Below are 16,901 nucleotides of genomic sequence, written 5' to 3' on the forward strand. Positions count from 1 at the left end.
TAAACGCTCTAAACCAGAGACACCTTCTCAAGAACCGGTTTTATCGTGAGGGGCCGGTCTTGCGCTGAAACCTTCAGCCGGCCTGAACTGGAGGGCGATGCCCAGCTGATCGCTCCACTTGTTCACGGTCTTTTCGAAGAAGTCGGTCTGCTTGAGGTCTTCATATGCCCCTTCCCACCGGGCAATGATGTCGGGATCGGTTTCTGCAGAAATCATGAGGTAGGACGGCGAGCGTTTCACGGTGTGGATTGCCGTGACGCTGTCTGCGTCCCGCCCGAGGTCCTTCAGCACCGAGGAGGCCTGCAGTCGCGATGTGATCCAGAGATCGACCCGTTCTGCAAGAAGCATCCTTGCGCCTGTCTCATGGTTTTCCGTTTCAACGGTCTGGACACCGGCATCTTGCAACAGGCGGATCTGCCAGGAACCTCGCACTCCGGCAACGACGAGGTTTTGCGATCTGACAGCGTCAACCGCATCGACGGCGATCTCAGAGCCTTCCCGGGCCATCAGTGCATGTGTCCACATCACCACGGGTCCGACGAAGTGAAATCCCATGTCGACACGCTCCGGTGTACGCCCTGCCGTGAAAAGCAGGACGTTCGGGTCCGATTGGGCAACAAGATATCCCCTCGCCCAGGGAAGGACTTCCACGGGCGTTTCCAGTTTCAACCTGTCCTTGATCGCTTCAATGACGTCGACACTGATCCCCGCAGGAATCCCGTCAGTCCGAATATAGTTTGACGGCGGCCAGGGAGAGGTCAGCAATCGCAATTCCTGCGCCTGTGCCATACCTGATGTCAATGCGGCGAGCCAGATGAGCAACGCAAGCGCCAACGCAAACCGCAACGATCCAGATGGCAATTCCGGGTGAGTGTTACAGTGGTCGTTTTGCTTGTTCATCGCTGCACTGGTGAATGATCCGAACACGGCATGAGAGAATTCTTTCAACCGGATTATTCGAGTGTGGTGACTAGCGCCCCACTTGAACCGGGGTGAATATGGCAGGACTTTCGAATTTGTGCCCGGAACGCTTGGCCAGGCGCACGCGTTCCAGCGCAACTTTCCGTCTGTTCCTAGATGGCTCATGACGGTTTCTTTCTGGCCGGACCGGATTTGATATGGAAGCCTTCCCTGCCGCTGAAGCCAAGGTCCAGGCCGAGTTCCAAGCTCCACTTGTTCGACAACCGTTCGAGGAACACCGTGTCCCGCGTCATTTCGGAGAATACGCCGCGCCAGCGCGCGAGTTCCTTCTCGTCCGTGCCCCTGGAAGCGAGAATGTAGCTTGGGGCAGACCGGAACACGAAAGCAATTTCAATCGCTGACGGATCAGCACCGGCCTGTGACAGGATCGACGGTGCTTCAAGATCAGACGATATCCAGAGATCCGTGCGCTCTGCCATGAGTTTTCGGAAGTTGAGAAGATGCTGAGATGTCGTCTCGACCGTCACACCCTCCGACAATAAAAACCCGGTTCGCCAGTCACCATCAACACCGGACACGGTCAGCTTCCTGGCAACAATATCCTCGACACTCGATATCTCGAAGTTGCTGCCCGAACGAGCAAACAGAATGTGCCTTCGGGTGATGACCGGACCGATCGGTTGGTAGCCGAGTGCTTTTCGCTCTTCTGTCAGGCCGGCCGTGAAGACAAGGCAGTTCGGGTTGCTTTGCGCCTTCAGGAACGCACGCGCAGTGGGCAGGAACTCAATTTCCGGCTGCTCGCCGAGCCGGCGTGCCATTTCGTTGACAAGGTCAACCGTTGTTCCGGAAATCTCGCCGTCTTTCAGATAATTGGTCGGCGGTTCTTCAAGGGTCAGAAACCGGATGTCAGACGCGATCGAAGGCACTACGGTTCCAAGGATGCAAAATACAAACTGAACCGCAAATATCACGCTGTTTCGCTGATTTCGGCCATTTGAGCATGCGCTGAAACGCGATGTCACCGGCAACGGATCGTTCATAGTCTCCTGTACCAGACCTGCATTGGCTTTTCTGTTTCTTCCGCCTCGCCGATATCCAACCACGGGAAGGTTACGATAACGTTTTCCAGCTTTTCATACCCGCGATTGCGCCAGAACGGGTCGAGAGGCCGGTAGTCTGCCGGCTTCATCGGGTGATCATCGGGACGGACAACCCCGCAAAACGCCGCCTGGTCAAATCCCAGACTGCGGGCATGGGCCTCGCGCCCGTCGAAAAACCGATGACCGATGCCCTGGCCCCGATAGGCGGGATCGAGAACGGACTCTGCGAGGTAGAAAATCTTATCGGTGTCGTATCCGCGTTCCCTCAACGGTGCCTGAAACGCCTCGTACTCGTCCCCGAGCGGTTCGCCCGTTGCCGCTCCCACAAGTTTGTCACCGTCATATGCCCCGACAATCACGGCACCTTCCGTCTCAACGTAGCGCTGCAGGTACCTGGCTTCGTACTCCATCGTTCCTTCGTACAGATACGGCCAGTCGTGAAACACAGATATCCTGAGAAGTGCGAGATCCTTCAGCGCGTTTTTCAGATCTTCGCCTATTAAGCTTCTGATTGCGATCGACACGGCTAACCCTTTCAAATGGCAACCGTTTTTCTCAAACGACTGCGAATATCTGGTGCGTTCATATCAGACATGCGTTGGCTGCAGAAAGATTTTGCAGATTTCCCATTGAGATCAAACACTCTTTTTTGTATGGAGTGCGCTCCGGAATTAATACCGGGGACATCTGCTGGTTTGGGAGAGCGATATGGAAAGCAACGCCCTCTTCGAACTGGGGATGGACTTGGAGGTTCGTGTAGCAGAAGACGCAGCGTGCGTTGCCGAACCAAGAAGCACCACCCAGAAGGAAGAAAACGTTTTGACCGCGGCCGCTGGCGTTTACGCAGACGACCGCCTGGATCACTTCATTCAAAAGGAAGGGGTCCACTGCGCTGGTGCGCATCTGATTATTGATCTTTACGACGCCGAAAGGCTTGATGACCTGCCTTACGTCGAACAGGCGCTGCGCTCCTGTGTCGAGGAGGCTGGCGCAACCCTTTTGCATATCCACCTTCATCCGTTCGAACCGACCGGTGTCTCGGGTGTCGCCGTACTCGCGGAGAGCCATATTTCCGTTCACACCTGGCCGGAGGCAGGTTACGCCGCCTTCGACGTGTTTATGTGCGGCGATGCCAAACCTGAAAAGTGTGTCGACGTCCTGCGCAACGCCTTCAATCCCGGCAAGACAGCGGTTTCGGAGTTGCTGCGCGGTCGGGAAGTTGCCAATCAGCTCTCCAAGCCGCACACCCTGGAAGCCGCAGAATGAGCGACGGTCTGGTATTCAACGAAATCCTTTATCCGGGAGTTCAGGTCAGCTACAGCTGCGAGGAAATCCTCTATCAGCAAAAAACGGAGCACCAGGACCTGGTGCTCTTCTCCAATCCCGTTTTCGGCAAGATCCTGATGCTTGACGGGGTGACCCAGGTCACGACCGCGGACGAGTTCATCTATCACGAGATGATGTCCCACGTGCCGATCATCGCCCATGGAGCAGCCAAAAACGTCCTGATCGTAGGCGGTGGTGATTGTGGTCTTGCGGAAGAAGTCCTCAAGCACGCTTCTGTTGAAAAGCTGGTGCAGGTCGAAATCGACGCGTCGGTCGTCGACTTTTCCAAAGAGCATTTCAGTGACTTCAATAAGGGTGTCCTGGAAGACCCGCGTTTTGAGCTGGTCATTGCCGACGGCATGAAATTCGCTGCAGAGACCGACCATCGGTTCGATGTTGTCATCGTCGACAGCACCGATCCGCACGGACCGGGTGCAGTCCTCTTTTCCGAAGAATTTTATCGAAATGCTCACCGCATGCTGACGCCGGGCGGAATCCTGGTGACACAGAATGGCGTCCCCTTCCTCCAGCGGGACGAGTTGGTGACAAGCGTCGAACGTTTCTCCCGTATCTTCAAGGATGCGGCGGCCTATATTGCGGCAATCCCGACCTATTTCGGTGGTCACATGACCCTGGGTTGGGCGACCGACAACCCCGACCTGCGCAGACAGGCCGTACCGGTTCTGGAACAGCGTTTCAAAGCGGCAGGTTTCGAGACCCGGTACTACACACCGGACGTCCACGCGGCTGCATTTGCACTGCCGAAGTTCATTCTGGACGCCGTCGAGGAAGGCCGGACGAAAGTTTAGATCGTCGCCGGGAAGCGCGGTGTTTTCCGGCAAATTCACGAAAGTGGACGGTTTACGAATTCTCTGTGCAGCGCGAATGCGCCAAACGCCTGATGGCGATCATGAAGGTATGAGCACGGGACCGGGGAACCTGAAACTGACCTGAACCGCAGTCCCCGGCTCCAGGGGATGCTGGACGTCATCCTGGACCGCGAACATCGAACCAAATGATGTCTCGAGCGAATATTCCATACGGACACCAACATAGGTGGACTTTGCAATTTTCGCATCAAAGCCCGTACCCTCGTTGAGGGCGATGCGGGCGGGACGGACGGCCAGCTGACCGGCACCTGTCGAAAGGCCGCGTGAAGGAAGCTGGCAACGATAACCATCGACATCGATCTCGGCCATTGATCCGTCCAACGCGGTCACGTTGCAGGGGATCAGGTTTGCCTCGCCGATGAAATCGGCGACGAACGCATCGACAGGTTCATCATACAGGGTTCTCGGGGTTCCTATTTGCGCGATTGCCGCATTGCGCATGACAACAATCTCGTCACTCACCGCCAGGGCCTCTTCCTGATCATGCGTTACGTAGACCACCGTCAGGCCCAGGTCCTGCTGGATGGCACGGATATCCTCACGTACCTGGCGGCGGAGCTTTGCATCGAGATTGGACAGGGGTTCGTCAAACAAAAGAACCTGTGGCTCCAGTACCAGTGCACGGGCAACCGCGACACGCTGCTGCTGGCCGCCGGAAAGCTCACTCGGCAGGCGTTTGTCGTAGCCCTTCAGGCCAACGAGTTCGAGACCAGCACGCGCCCTGTCGCCGGCTTCGGATTTCGGAAACCCTGAAAATCCAAGACCATACGCCACATTTTCAAGAACGGTCATATGGGGAAAGAGCGCGTATGACTGGAACACCATGGATACATCCCGATCGGTCGCCGGGAGTTTTGTAACATCTTCCTCGCCAATCAGGATTTGACCGGAGGTCGCCATTTCCAAGCCTGCGATCATGCGTAACGTAGTGGTCTTTCCGCAGCCGGACGGTCCGAGCAACGTCACCAGTTTGCCCGCCTCGATTTCAAGATTGATGTCATCGACGGCAACCACGTCGCTGCCGTAAACCTTTGTAACGCCGGAGAACTTGACGGGCGCAGCCTTGCTCGAGATTTTTGTCTGGGTCATGGATCAGGTTCTCGTGGCGAATTGAGTGCGGCGGCCGATCTGGGTACGACCGACAATGAACTGCAAGAGAGCGACAACCGACAACATGACGAATATGAGCGTCGTTGAATATGCAATCGCGAGGCCATAGTCGTTGTTCTCCACCCGGCCGATAATGTAGCTGGTGGCCATATCGTATTCGGCGGAGACAAGGAAAATCACTGCGCTGATCGCCGTCATGGCGCGCACAAAGCTGAACACCAGGGCGGCCAGAATGGCCGGACGCAACAGCGGCAGAATGACCTTTCGGAAAGTCTGCCAACTGTTCGCTCCAAGTGTGAGGGAACTCTCGTCCAGAGACTTGTCGAGCTGGCTCATCGAGGCGATGCCGGCACGCACACCAACCGGCATGTTCCGGAAAATGAAACTGACGACAAGAATGATGCCGGTCCCGGTTATTTCGATGGGTGGTACGTTGAAGGCCAGAATGTAACTTACACCGATCACCGTTCCCGGGATGGCAAAACTCAGCATTGTACCGAACTCGAAGGCATTCTTGCCCGCGAAGGTCTGTCTTGTCAGCAAATAGGCCGTTATGAGGCCAACTGCCGCGGTCAGCGGCGCCGCTGCTGCGGCGATCTGGATCGTCGTGAAGAAGCTGTCCCAGGCCGCTCCAGACCAGTGAAGTCCGTGCTCGGTCCAACCGACCGAAAACGCGGTGATATAGTGCTTGAAAGTCAGGGTATTTCGAACACCCCAGAGCTCTACGAAACTCCCGTAGACAATCATGCCGTAGACGATGATCGTAAAGGCACCCCAAATCCCTGCGACGGCAAAAACGGGAAAAGACAGCCTGCGAGGCATGAGCGGGTGCACGCCGGCGTCCCCTTTCCCCGTGACCGTTGTGTAGTTCTTCTTTCCGAGCCAGACCCGCTGGAAATAGAAGGCAGTCAACGTAAAGAACAACAGCACCATTGCCAGGACCGCCGCACGGCTCTGGTCATATTGTGCACCGACGATTGCAAAGAAGATCTCGGTACTGAGCACATCGAAGTTGCCACCCAGAACGAGCGGATTGCCGAAATCCGCCATGCTTTCGATGAACCCCAGCAGGAAGGCATTGGCAAGACCTGGACGCATCAGGGGCAACGAAACGGTCTTGAATGTCTGCCAACGGTTGGCGCGCAGTGTCTGCGCGGCTTCTTCCATGGATGGGCTGACCCCCTCGACCACGCCGATCAGAACAAGAAAGGCGATCGGCGTGAAGGCCAATGTCTGCGCAATCAGTATCCCGGGAAGTCCGTAGAGCCACCTTGTCGGCTGTATGCCGAACAGCTCCGATACAAACACGGTCACGGAGCCGGAGAGGCCGAACAACAAGATGAGTGCCAGACCGATCACGAATGGTGGCGTAATGATCGGCAGAACCGTCAGCGCGCGCAAACCCCGCTTGAAGCGGAAGCCGGAACGCGTCACCACCAACGCAAAAACAAGGCCCAGGCCCGTGGTAATGATGCCGACCAGCACTGCCAGGAACAACGAGTTCCACGCCGCGCCGCAGCGAGCGCCCCAGAAACACCCCAGTCCCCACAGTCGGTCGTCGAAGAACTTCGATACGAATACCGTTATGGAATAGTGGCCGCCATCGGTTACGAAGGCAGCCACAAGCATCCGCACGATCGGGAAAAAGACAAATGTGGCAACGATGATGATAACGCCGCCGATGGCGCTTACGACAAAGACGTCACCGTTTATCGCACCGCGTGCGGCAATGCCCTGCGTGAACAGAAAAAGGAACGCGGTTGCGACGAGCAGGGCCCCGTAGCCCATCCCGAACTGACGATCACCAAGCTCACCAAAAACGGCATTGAGCCATTCATAGCTGAAGCCTCTGATGCCAATTCCAAACCCTTGTGCAATCAGCCAGGCGAAGCCAAGGCCGCCTGCAAGGATCAGCGTTGCCGAATAGACTGGGTCGGATTTTCGCCGACGCAGTACGAACAGCGGGGCCAACAGTGGTGCAATTAATGGCGCCAGCCACATTTTTTCCGATTGAGCGATCAGAAATGCGGCTGGCGCATAGTCTTCATCCAACGGGTATCCGTCGAGCAGCCAGGCGAATGAGAAGAAACCGTCCTCAATCCCATACCAGGGCAATAGGCAAAACCCGGCCCATCCGGCGGCAATCCAGAATATCAGAACGGACAGGCCGGTGTTTTCAACGGATACGTTGCGCATGATTTACTGCGGCAGCGTGGACACCTCCTCGTCCCACTTTTGCAGCAACCGCTTGCGCTCGTCCGATGAACCGTATTTGGCGAAGTCATAGTCAATCAGCTTGATTTGGCTCATATCGGGCGCGGAAGGTGACGTTTCCGAATTCTTGTTGGACGGCACCTGGAACGCGTTGACTTCGAGTGCGAGGTTCTGCGCTTCGGGTGACAATGCCCAATCATAGAATTTCTTGGCTTCATCGAGGTTTCTGGCACCGTCGATGATGGACATGGACCCGATCTCGTAGCCTGTACCTTCGCAAGGGGCGACGACCTTGATCGGGAATCCGGACACCGCCTGCTTGACGGCATCATGCATGAACACGATTCCGATCGTATTCTCGCCACGGCCTGCTGCCTTGATCGGTGCGGAGCCGGATTTGGTGTACTGGTTGATATTGGCGTGCAGACCTTTCATGAATTCAAAACCCTCATCCTCGCCAAAAATCTGCACCATGGATGCAAGGGTTGTATAAGCCGTGCCGGATGAATTCGGGTTCGCCATCTGGACATGACCCTTGTATTCGGGCTTCAGCAGATCTTTCCAGCAGGATGGTTCAGGCAGATTGTTGGCGGACGCCAGGTCGGTGTTATAGCCATACCCAAGTGCACCGGAATAAATCCCGATCGTCCGGTTGCCGGCGCTCTCTGCCTGGGAGATCGCCCAATCGTGCAGCTGATCGCGCATCGGGGAAACGTACTCTTGTGTGAGGCCTTCCTCTGCTGCCTGCAGATGCGGATCGCCGGTTCCACCCCACCACACGTCACCCTTCGGATTGGCCGACTCGGCACGTATCTGCGCAAACGTCTCACCGGACGATTTCCGGGTCATGTTGACGTCAATTCCGGTCGCCTCTTCAAAGCTGCGCGCCATCAGCTGACACCAATCTTCCTGCGCACTGCAATAGAGGGTCATTTTGTCCGCATGCGCGGAACCGGTGGCTGCAGCAAACGCAAATAGCGAGATACCAAACGCAAATTTGATAGATTTCATAGTGACCTCCCAAGATTTATGACATTTTTATGACAATACGTTAGGGCATCAATGCGCCCTCAGCAATCGCTAAATTAACTGTCGTGATTTTGCCTTCTGTCCGGCTCGACATACGTTGTCGATTGCCTGCAACCAAAGCGTTCTCGCAATGCAGGTATCAATCACGGGAAGGTGCAAAACCCTCCCCGGTTGCTGGTTTCCGGATTTGTTGACAGACAAATGAAGTTGGCACAGGCGGCTGCATGCAATCTGAAAGAATGTTCCAGATCAGAAGGCTTCTGAAACCCGAATTCGTGCGGCCAATCGAGGCCAATCTACGTTCGGCCGCGTATGCGTCGATGATAATGATTGCGAATGCGAACCAGAGACAGGTTCGCACGATCTTGCAGAACCGGGTCGCGACCCGGGAACAGACAGCCCAACCAGGCACAACCTGCCTGGTTCACGCCCGGACGCCATAGACATCGCGCGGATCAAAGGTGCCACTGCTCGGCAGTCGACATCAAGCAGCAGCGACATCTCCCAGGAACTCTTCGATGACATCACGAAGCTGTTCCGTGTTCGCCGAAACACCCTTTGCTGCCGACAGCACCTTTTCAACGGAGTCCTGACTTTCATCCGCGGCCTGCTGAACACCGACAATATTCTCCGAAACTTCATTGGATCCGGCAGCAGCGGAATTGACGTTTGCCGTGATTTCCGCGGTCGATGATCCTTGCTCTTCAACCGCCGCGGAAATGGCCTCGGTGGCTGAAGAAACCTCACGCATCGTTTCGGCAATTCCGCGAATGGCATCGACCGAACTTTCGGTCTCTTTCTGAATATCGGTGATCTGGGTAGAGATGGCTTCAGTTGCCTTGGCAGTTTGCGTGGCAAGTTCCTTCACCTCGGACGCGACAACCGCAAAGCCCTTGCCCGCTTCTCCAGCTCTTGCTGCCTCAATTGTGGCGTTGAGAGCGAGAAGGTTCGTCTGCTCGGCAATTCCCTGGATCAACAGAATGACTTCGCCAATCTTGTCTGCAGAGTCAGCAAGACCTGCGATCTTGGTGTCTGTCTCGATTGTTGCATCAGTCGCTTGTTCGACGATGCTCTTCGTCTGGCTGACCTGCCGGGATATTTCACCGATCGATTCCGACAGCGTTTCCGTAGCCGCAGCGACAGCCTGGACGTTGTTCGATGCGTCCTTCGACGCACTGGAAACACTGTCCGCCTGCGAGGTTGTCTGCGAGGCGATGGTCGAAAGGTTGCCTGCCGAAGTCTCCATTTCCCGGTTTTCCGCATTGACTGCTTCAAGCACACCAAGGACGGTTTCACGGAAGTTGCCAATGAGGTCATCGACCTTTGTCTGGCGACCCGCACGCATTTCCTGATCGCGTTCGTTTTCATTCATGAGCGCCATTCGCTCAAGGGACGTGTTCTTGAAAATCTCAACGGTCCCGGCCATTTCGCCGATTTCGGTCTTCAAGCCGATCAATGGAACCTCGGTCTCAACGTCCCCCTCAGCAAGCGATTTCATCGCGTTGTTTAGTCGAGCTATTGGTGACGTGATGCTCCTTCCGATCAGAAAACCGGAAAAGATCACCGCTGCAAGAATGCCAATTCCCGCAGCCAGAAAAGTCTGGTCCGTCGTTTTCATGGTCGAAGTGAAGTGAGCGTTGGCCGCGGCCTGGCCTTCGTCGGCTGCTTCGCGGATCCTCGCGAAATCCGGCTGCATCTCCGCAAAAATCTGACTGAGCTTTTTCGTCTCCGGCTTCAGCAACATGGAGGTTTTGGCAAATGACTTGAAACCTGCCTGATAGGAGTCCATCAGGATCGTCAGTTTGGCGCTCAATTCTTCGGGAAGAGCCGCGTTGCCGAGGAGTGCATCGAACTCTTCGCGTCTTTTATCGATACGCGCGACGTACTTTTCCTTGCCACGCATCATGAAGTCTTTCTCGTGACGGCGCATCATCAGCATCTTGACGGTCAAGGAATCCAGTTTGGCCGTCTTTAGCAGTTCCTCCACGTTATGAACGGCTTGTCTCAGTTCGCCCTCAAGCCCGTCCTTTTCGTTCAAACCAACGGTTTGATGCAGTCCCGCAACCTTGTGGAACTGCTCTTTATGATGATCGACTTCGTTTTGGAGTTTCTCGATATTCTCAAGAACCGCTGCGGAAGCCTCCAGGTCCGCCATTTGCATCAGCGCGGCGTTCACTTTCGAAACTGCAGCATCATATTTTCCGATGTACTTGGTATCACGCCGAAGCAGGAAGTCCTTTTCGCTGCGGCGCATCTGCAAGGCACCGATCTCCACAGACTGAACGAGTTCGTAGAGAGTTGCATACTGGTTTTTGCTCTCAAGGGAATGCACGGTGCCCATACGGCCTACAAGATAGGTAATCCCGAGCGCAGAGACCGCCACCATCGTCAACAGCACAAGCAGATTGATACGCGTACGGATCCTCAATCGGTCAAGCAAGCCAACCTTTTTGCGTCCGTTTTCAGCGAATTCCGTTTGATCAGACATTTGGTGAACTCCCCCCGAGCCAGGTCATCGAACTCGTCACAGTGAAAATCTCCGACAAGTCTCAACCGTCCAAATTTGCAAGTTTTAGTAAAATGCTCGTCAAAAATTACTAAAGTTATAAATATCCCAAATGATGTTTCCACTCGAAACAACAACGTGACATTTGTTTCGAACGTGCGAATTGCGTGAGTAAGAACCGGACTGCACTGTCAGATTTAACTAGAATTCAGCCTTGCTGTTATTTGCAAAATTGCCGATAGATTTTTACACATGGATGTGAGTAAATAAGACTGCTTTCCCAAGCGGAATTCTAAAAGATAAATCAGTAAAAACATTACAAATTACAAACACTATTGCAGAATGAATTTTACACGCTTAAGCTGACGAACAAGGTAATTCACTTGTATGCTGTAATCCGATTTGGGATTTAGCTATATTCCCAGTTGTTCAGCAATGCATTACTTTAATACGCGAACCCAAATTTGCGAGGTACCTCGCGATGATTTCAACCTCGTACTCGGATTTTTTAACGTTAGGTACGGGGCTCCTACGGGTTAACAAAGCGGTTCTGTTTGCCGACGTTGTTGACTCCGTGCGTCTGTTTGAAGTCGACGAGGAAGGGACAATTGTCCGCTGGATCGGCTTCGTCGACGATCTTGAACGCAGGTTGTCCGCCTCCGGACAAGGACGGCTCGTCAAGCGCATGGGTGATGGGCTGCTGGCTGAATTCGACGATGTCAGCTTCGCGGCACGGACCGCACTGGACATTCAGGACGCCATCAGGAAAGTGAATGAAAATCTCGGAACGGATCGTCGCATCGAATTGCGTATCGGCCTGGACGTTGGCGAGATCCTCCACAGCTCCGACCAGGACCTGTACGGACAGCACGTAAACACCGCCGCGCGATTGTCTGCCGCATCGCGAGCAGGACAAATCATCGTCAGCGCTGCAATTCGGAATGTCCTGGCCAGCGATCCCGATTCAGAATTTGAAGACCTCGGCGAACTGCATCTCAAGAACCTGTCACAACCTGTCAGCGCGTTCCTGCTGCGCAGTCCGGACGAGGTTCCGAACCCGTCGCCAAGAATAGCGGCAAAGGACCTGCAGCCGACGATCGCTGTCCTGCCTCTGATGTCTCCGACCGTATCTCAGGAGACCATGATCTGGTCGAACCTGATTACCGAAGATCTCGTCGGCGCATTGGCACGCTCACCAGCGTTAAGCGTCATTTCGAACCTGTCCACCGCCAATTTCCGGGCGAAGCCCGTCGAACTGGAGGACATACGAACGAAACTGAGTGCTGATTTCATTGTGACAGGTTCGTTCCGCCATCACAAAGGCATGACGTTGCTTGATCTGGAGGTGGTTGAAACCCGCACGGGTCTGGTTGTCCTGTCTCAGCGCCTCGAATTCGACACGTCCGAGTTACTGCAGCAAAACACCATCTTCAGCGATCTCGCCAACAACGTGCATGCCGCTTTGCTGAATCGCGAAATGAAGCGGGCCCTGTCGGCGCCAATTCCCTCCCTGGAAGGCTACGCCATTTTGTTCGGCGCCATCGCATTGCTGAACCGACTGTCTCACCAGGATTTCAATCTTGCCGGAGAATTGCTGACCGGCCTGATCGAACGCATCCCCAACGCCCCCACTGCGCTCGCATGGAAGGCCCGCTGGCACGTTCTGAAGGTGCAGCAGGGCTGGGCGGACGACCCCGGACTGGAGGCCCGGTTGGCGCTCGATTGCACCGGGCGCGCGCTGGACATCGACCCGCAAAACTCCGGTGCCCTGGTCGCGGAGGGCTTTGTCCGCAACAACCTCTTGCACGATCTCGACGAAGCCGAGGAACTTTTTGACTGCGCCTTGGAAATGACCCCCAACGATGCGACCGGACGCGCATTGCGCGCTGGTCTTTACACATTCCGGGGAGAAGGACCGCAAGCGGCCAATGACGCGGAACGCGCACTGCACCTGGCACCACTTGATCCCAACCGGTTTTTCTTTCAGGCCATGGCGGCCGGCGCCAATCTCGCCAACAAGGACAATGCGCGGGCACTTGAACTCGCCTCCAGCTCGTTGCGTCTCAATCGGTCACACACGTCGACATTGAGGATCAAGGCCGTCGCGGAGTGGCGCCTGGGCAAGACCGACGACGCCAGGAAAACACTCGCCAAACTTTTAAAGAAACAACCGAATTTCACAGTCAGCTGGTGGCGGCAGTCATCGCCTGCAGCAGACTACGAAATGGGCCGGGCATTTGCCCGCTCACTGAAGGAACTTGGTGTACCGGAATAGACAGACACCTGGGCAATTTATGCTGAAAGGAGCGAATAATGGCACATTCAGGAGGAGTTGGACCCGAAGGAAGTCTCGGAAGTCTGGGCAGCCTCGGCAGCCTGGGAAGCCTTGGGAGTTTGGGGAGCCTCGGCAGCCTTGGCAGCCTGGGGAGCCTTGGCAGCCTGGGCAGCCTCGGATCGGTCGGCGCCAATCCGCCCCTGGTGGCGCAGGCACTGATCACCAGTCGTGACGGGATCGCCGGCACCTGGGAGCCAGTGCAGTACACTGAAGTGACGGCAAACCACCAGGAGGACACCGCCTATCTCGAACGGCTCGCTCCCGCCGTGAGGACGAGCGTCTTTGCGCTCGAAATCGGCTCCCGGATTGGCTTCAATTTCGCAAACGGCAACGCAAAGGTCTTTCACCTGCAGACGGACTTCCAGTTGCCGGATACGAAGTATCAGACACTGATGGAAATGAAGCGTCCCACACGGGAAATTTTCGCTGATCAGCTGACCATGGTCGCAAACTACGCGGACTTGCGCCCGGACCGTTCAGGCGAAATCATCGCGCAACTTGCAACACCGTTGGAGTTTCTGCGCGCAATTGCGTTTGTTGATCCGGAACGCACTCCATTCACTGTCGAATTGCTGGGTATGTCGCTTTGGCTCGCCAACTACGTCGAAATGCGGCTGAAATACTCGTTGTCGTGCAAGCGGCCGATAGAATGGTCGCCGCAAATCCAGCCCATGATCTGGACACCAACCCATGGCAGCCTGCCCAGCGGGCATGCAACGGAAGCGTTCTGCATGGCACAGGTGCTTTGGCTGTTGCTGCGGGAATCCGGAACGAGTCCTTACTCTGGTGACCTGTGGGGCGAAATGATGATGCGGCAGGCCGCGCGCATCGCGATCAACCGAACCGTGGCCGGCGTACACTTTCCGGTCGACAGTGTCGCCGGTGCCGTGCTGGGTCTCAATCTCGGCGAATATCTCGTCAAACGATGCAAGAGAGAACAGCCGGATACCGGCTGGAAATTCAACGGCGAGCAATTCCATGACGGGTCGGGTTCGGCAACGAACATGGATTTCAACTGGAGAGACTATTACGATTTCTCCTCCAGTCCCCCCGGGCTGAGTGACACGACTGGCTGGGTAAGCCGCACTAACTTCCAAAATTCGATCGATGATGCTGTTTCTGAACCTCTCGGGTGGCTTTGGGCCCGGGCAAAGGCGGAATGGCACGACATCACCTGACGAAACCGAATGATTGAAGGGAGGCTCACATGGTCTTCACTTGGAACGAATTCGACGCTGGTGACATCGTTCTGAATCCATCGGCGGATTTTCGCGTTAACACGGTAAGTCGCTCCATTGCCGCGGATCTGGCGATTCCAGAAGATGAAATCTGGTGGCTGATAGCTGCTAATCCGGCGAAAAGAGACAAGGACAGTGACGGCTACTACTCCCTTGACGAAATTTGGGACTTGTCGAAAAAACTGGGGCTGGGTGACGATCCGAAAAAATTCCTGCTGATTCCGCCCGAATACCCGGAAGAAGTGCGAGGAGTCTCAGCCCCCCCTGTCATTTCCCTTTACGCGCGGCGCAATTACATCAACGCGGTGAACGATAATGCGGTGAAAGAGCGTGGAGCCGAAACAGGCATTGCCTGGTTCGAAGTCGGCCCCGCGTTCCGAAAAGACGATATTGTCATGCAGGAAGTACCGTTCAACTTCGACCCTGGACCACCAATCAAGCTTCCCAAGGGGTCGACCGTGGTAGCGGTCATCGACAACGGCATGGCTGTCGGGCATGAACTTTTCCGGCGATTTGACGCTGGAGAAACTGTTTCCCGCGTCCAATTCTACTGGAACATGGACGGTGTCCAATACGACACCTCCAATTTGCCGCCCGGTACCGAACCCAGTACGGTTGGAAACGCATGGACAGGCAAGGGACTTTCAGATCACCTCAATGCGAATATTCACAATGGACTGTTGGATGATGCCGCATTTTACAGTTCCATTGGTGCAACGGACTGGTCCAGTCGCCCGCACACCCCGGTCGCCCATCGTCTTTCGCATGGAACCCATGTCATGGGGCTGGCCGCGGGGTATCCGGCAAATAGTGCAAAGAGCATCGACGAAGCCGCGAAACGTCCGATCATCGCCGTCAACCTGCGGACATCAGATGTGGAAGATCCCTCGGGCAATTTGTTTGCCCTTTGGCTGGAACAGGCCCTCTTTTACATTCTCGGGCGCCACAAACGGTTTGTGATCGATGATCCCCCGGGCGAGGTGCCACCCCTCGTGATCAACTTCAGTTTTGGAAATTATGCAGGCCCTCACGACGGAACCGGGATCGTTGAGACCAAGATCAGGGACGTCCTCCTGAAAGCGGAAGAAAAGTGCTTCAGGTGTGAGTGTGTTCTGCCGGCCGGAAACGGAAACGAGAGCCGTTGTCATGCCAGGATAGAAATAGGAGGCGACACCCATCGAAGCAAAGTTCTCGATTGGCGTGTTCAGCCGTCGGACAGAAGCATGTCGGCGGTTCAGATCTGGCTGGACACGGAAAACAAGGTCGCATCCGATTACGCCACCCTGACGGTAGAGGGGCCGGGCAGCATAGCGCCGGCGAGCGTGCCGACACACCATCCGGTGTCGTGGCAGGAACTCGTCAATGACACGGGTGAGAGAATAGGGCTTGTCTATTTTCTCGGCGCCGGCATTGGTCCGTTCAAGCGCGGCCATTTTGGGGTCTCTCTATATGCGACCGACAGTCCGGCAGACGTGGGACCGTTCGCGCCGTCCGGGTCCTGGAAACTTAAGCTTGAGGCCCCCCAGGGTTCCGGCGACGTTGGTGCAAAAGCCTGGATCATCCGCGACGAAACGTTACCGGGCTTTCCCGTATTCGGACGGCAGTCCTACTTTGACGACCCCGAATATGAGCGGTTTTACCAGCCGGGCACGGACATTTTTCACCTGGATCGACCACTGATCGGGGGACCCCTTGGTTACGATCCCAACATGACATCGGCCTATGTGCGCCGACAAGGCACACTCAGCGGATTTGCCAGTGGCGACAAGCCCGTCGTGATCGGTGGCTTCCGCAGCACGGCCCCGGAAAAAGACAGCCCGATGGCGCTCTATTCGGCCAGCGGACCAACCAACAATCCGAATAAAACCGGACCTGATGCTTCGGCCAGGAGTGACGACAGTATGGTCTTGCCTGGTGTCCTGAGCGCAGGATCCGCAAGCGGTTCATACGTTGCAATGCCGGGAACAAGCGTGTCGGCCCCGCAAGTGACCCGGTGGATCGCCTGCAAACTGGCTGACGGCCAACCTGCGGACCCCCAGGCAGTACACGATGCCGCCGATGGCATGGATCCGGCAACGAATCCGCGCAAGCCCCCTGCCATCCGCTCCGGCGGCGGACGCATGCTCGATCTGCCGATCCTGTTCGGACTGTCCCGCTGGCCTGATCCGCCAACGTGAACAAGGGCTGAGGCCACAGTGCAATTGAGTCTGAGTGATCCGCACCTGCCGAAGA

Annotated in this window: 13 protein-coding genes; 6 read left to right on the forward strand and 7 right to left on the reverse strand. The window is 55.7% G+C overall.

All coding sequences use genetic code 11. From position 1 onward, the window contains the following. Window positions 1–27: 27 nt before the first annotated feature. The 3 genes from ACO6TI_RS27505 to ACO6TI_RS27515 form a co-directional block, all read right to left on the reverse strand. Entirely contained in the window at window positions 28–948 is a 921-nt protein-coding gene (locus tag ACO6TI_RS27505; protein ID WP_422383777.1) for a substrate-binding periplasmic protein, read from the reverse strand. 134 nt (window positions 949–1,082) lie between these two features. Next, on the reverse strand, window positions 1,083–1,847 hold the full coding sequence (locus tag ACO6TI_RS27510) for a substrate-binding periplasmic protein (protein ID WP_158510409.1): 765 nt from the start codon (window positions 1,845–1,847) through the stop codon (window positions 1,083–1,085). 110 nt (window positions 1,848–1,957) lie between these two features. After that, complete coding sequence (locus ACO6TI_RS27515) at window positions 1,958–2,545, reverse strand: GNAT family N-acetyltransferase (protein ID WP_422383778.1); 588 nt, start codon at window positions 2,543–2,545, stop codon at window positions 1,958–1,960. 184 nt (window positions 2,546–2,729) lie between these two features. On the opposite strand from ACO6TI_RS27515, the gene speD reads away from it, so the two are divergent. Both speD and speE read left to right on the forward strand, forming a co-directional pair. Next, window positions 2,730–3,287 carry an adenosylmethionine decarboxylase gene (speD, locus tag ACO6TI_RS27520; protein ID WP_055117593.1) on the forward strand — a complete coding sequence of 186 codons (558 nt, stop codon included), beginning with the start codon at window positions 2,730–2,732 and terminating at the stop codon, window positions 3,285–3,287. Then, window positions 3,284–4,156: a polyamine aminopropyltransferase gene (speE, locus tag ACO6TI_RS27525; RefSeq protein ID WP_422383779.1), complete on the forward strand. Its 873-nt coding sequence runs from the start codon at window positions 3,284–3,286 to the stop codon at window positions 4,154–4,156. The genes speD and speE overlap by 4 nt, the downstream gene beginning before the upstream one ends. A 99-nt stretch (window positions 4,157–4,255) precedes the next feature. Here the strand turns inward: speE and ACO6TI_RS27530 are convergent, their stop codons facing one another. From ACO6TI_RS27530 to ACO6TI_RS27540, 3 genes are read right to left on the reverse strand one after another with little or no spacing between them, the layout of a single operon-like run. Next, window positions 4,256–5,326 carry an ABC transporter ATP-binding protein gene (locus tag ACO6TI_RS27530; RefSeq protein WP_196877199.1) on the reverse strand — a complete coding sequence of 357 codons (1,071 nt, stop codon included), beginning with the start codon at window positions 5,324–5,326 and terminating at the stop codon, window positions 4,256–4,258. Window positions 5,327–5,329: 3 nt separating this feature from the next. Beyond that, the gene (locus ACO6TI_RS27535) at window positions 5,330–7,543 is read right to left on the reverse strand and encodes an ABC transporter permease (RefSeq protein ID WP_055117599.1); all 2,214 of its coding nucleotides are present in this window, start codon (window positions 7,541–7,543) and stop codon (window positions 5,330–5,332) included. Between the two features lie 3 nt (window positions 7,544–7,546). Continuing rightward, window positions 7,547–8,572: an ABC transporter substrate-binding protein gene (locus tag ACO6TI_RS27540; RefSeq protein ID WP_055117601.1), complete on the reverse strand. Its 1,026-nt coding sequence runs from the start codon at window positions 8,570–8,572 to the stop codon at window positions 7,547–7,549. Window positions 8,573–8,814: 242 nt separating this feature from the next. Between ACO6TI_RS27540 and ACO6TI_RS27545 the strand changes: the two genes are divergently transcribed. Then, window positions 8,815–9,033 (forward strand): hypothetical protein, encoded by a 219-nt coding sequence (locus ACO6TI_RS27545; RefSeq protein ID WP_055117603.1) that lies wholly within the window; start codon window positions 8,815–8,817, stop codon window positions 9,031–9,033. Window positions 9,034–9,074: 41 nt separating this feature from the next. Here ACO6TI_RS27545 and ACO6TI_RS27550 read toward each other — a convergent pair whose 3' ends face one another. Then, window positions 9,075–11,078, reverse strand: a complete 2,004-nt coding sequence (locus tag ACO6TI_RS27550) for a methyl-accepting chemotaxis protein (RefSeq protein ID WP_055117605.1) — start codon at window positions 11,076–11,078, stop codon at window positions 9,075–9,077. Window positions 11,079–11,577: 499 nt separating this feature from the next. On the opposite strand from ACO6TI_RS27550, the gene ACO6TI_RS27555 reads away from it, so the two are divergent. Genes ACO6TI_RS27555 through ACO6TI_RS27565 form a run of 3 tightly spaced genes read left to right on the forward strand, consistent with a single transcriptional unit; the run spans window position 11,578 to window position 16,846 of the window. Then, window positions 11,578–13,371, forward strand: a complete 1,794-nt coding sequence (locus ACO6TI_RS27555; RefSeq protein ID WP_082442878.1) for an adenylate/guanylate cyclase domain-containing protein — start codon at window positions 11,578–11,580, stop codon at window positions 13,369–13,371. 38 nt (window positions 13,372–13,409) lie between these two features. After that, window positions 13,410–14,609, forward strand: coding sequence for a phosphatase PAP2 family protein (locus ACO6TI_RS27560; RefSeq protein WP_196894580.1), 1,200 nt, complete (start codon window positions 13,410–13,412; stop codon window positions 14,607–14,609). A gap of 29 nt (window positions 14,610–14,638) precedes the next feature. Beyond that, the gene (locus ACO6TI_RS27565) at window positions 14,639–16,846 is read left to right on the forward strand and encodes a hypothetical protein (protein ID WP_422383780.1); all 2,208 of its coding nucleotides are present in this window, start codon (window positions 14,639–14,641) and stop codon (window positions 16,844–16,846) included. Window positions 16,847–16,901: the final 55 nt, after the last annotated feature.

The sequence above is a fragment of the Roseibium album genome (genome assembly GCF_965233825.1).
Classification (GTDB): domain Bacteria; phylum Pseudomonadota; class Alphaproteobacteria; order Rhizobiales; family Stappiaceae; genus Roseibium; species Roseibium album.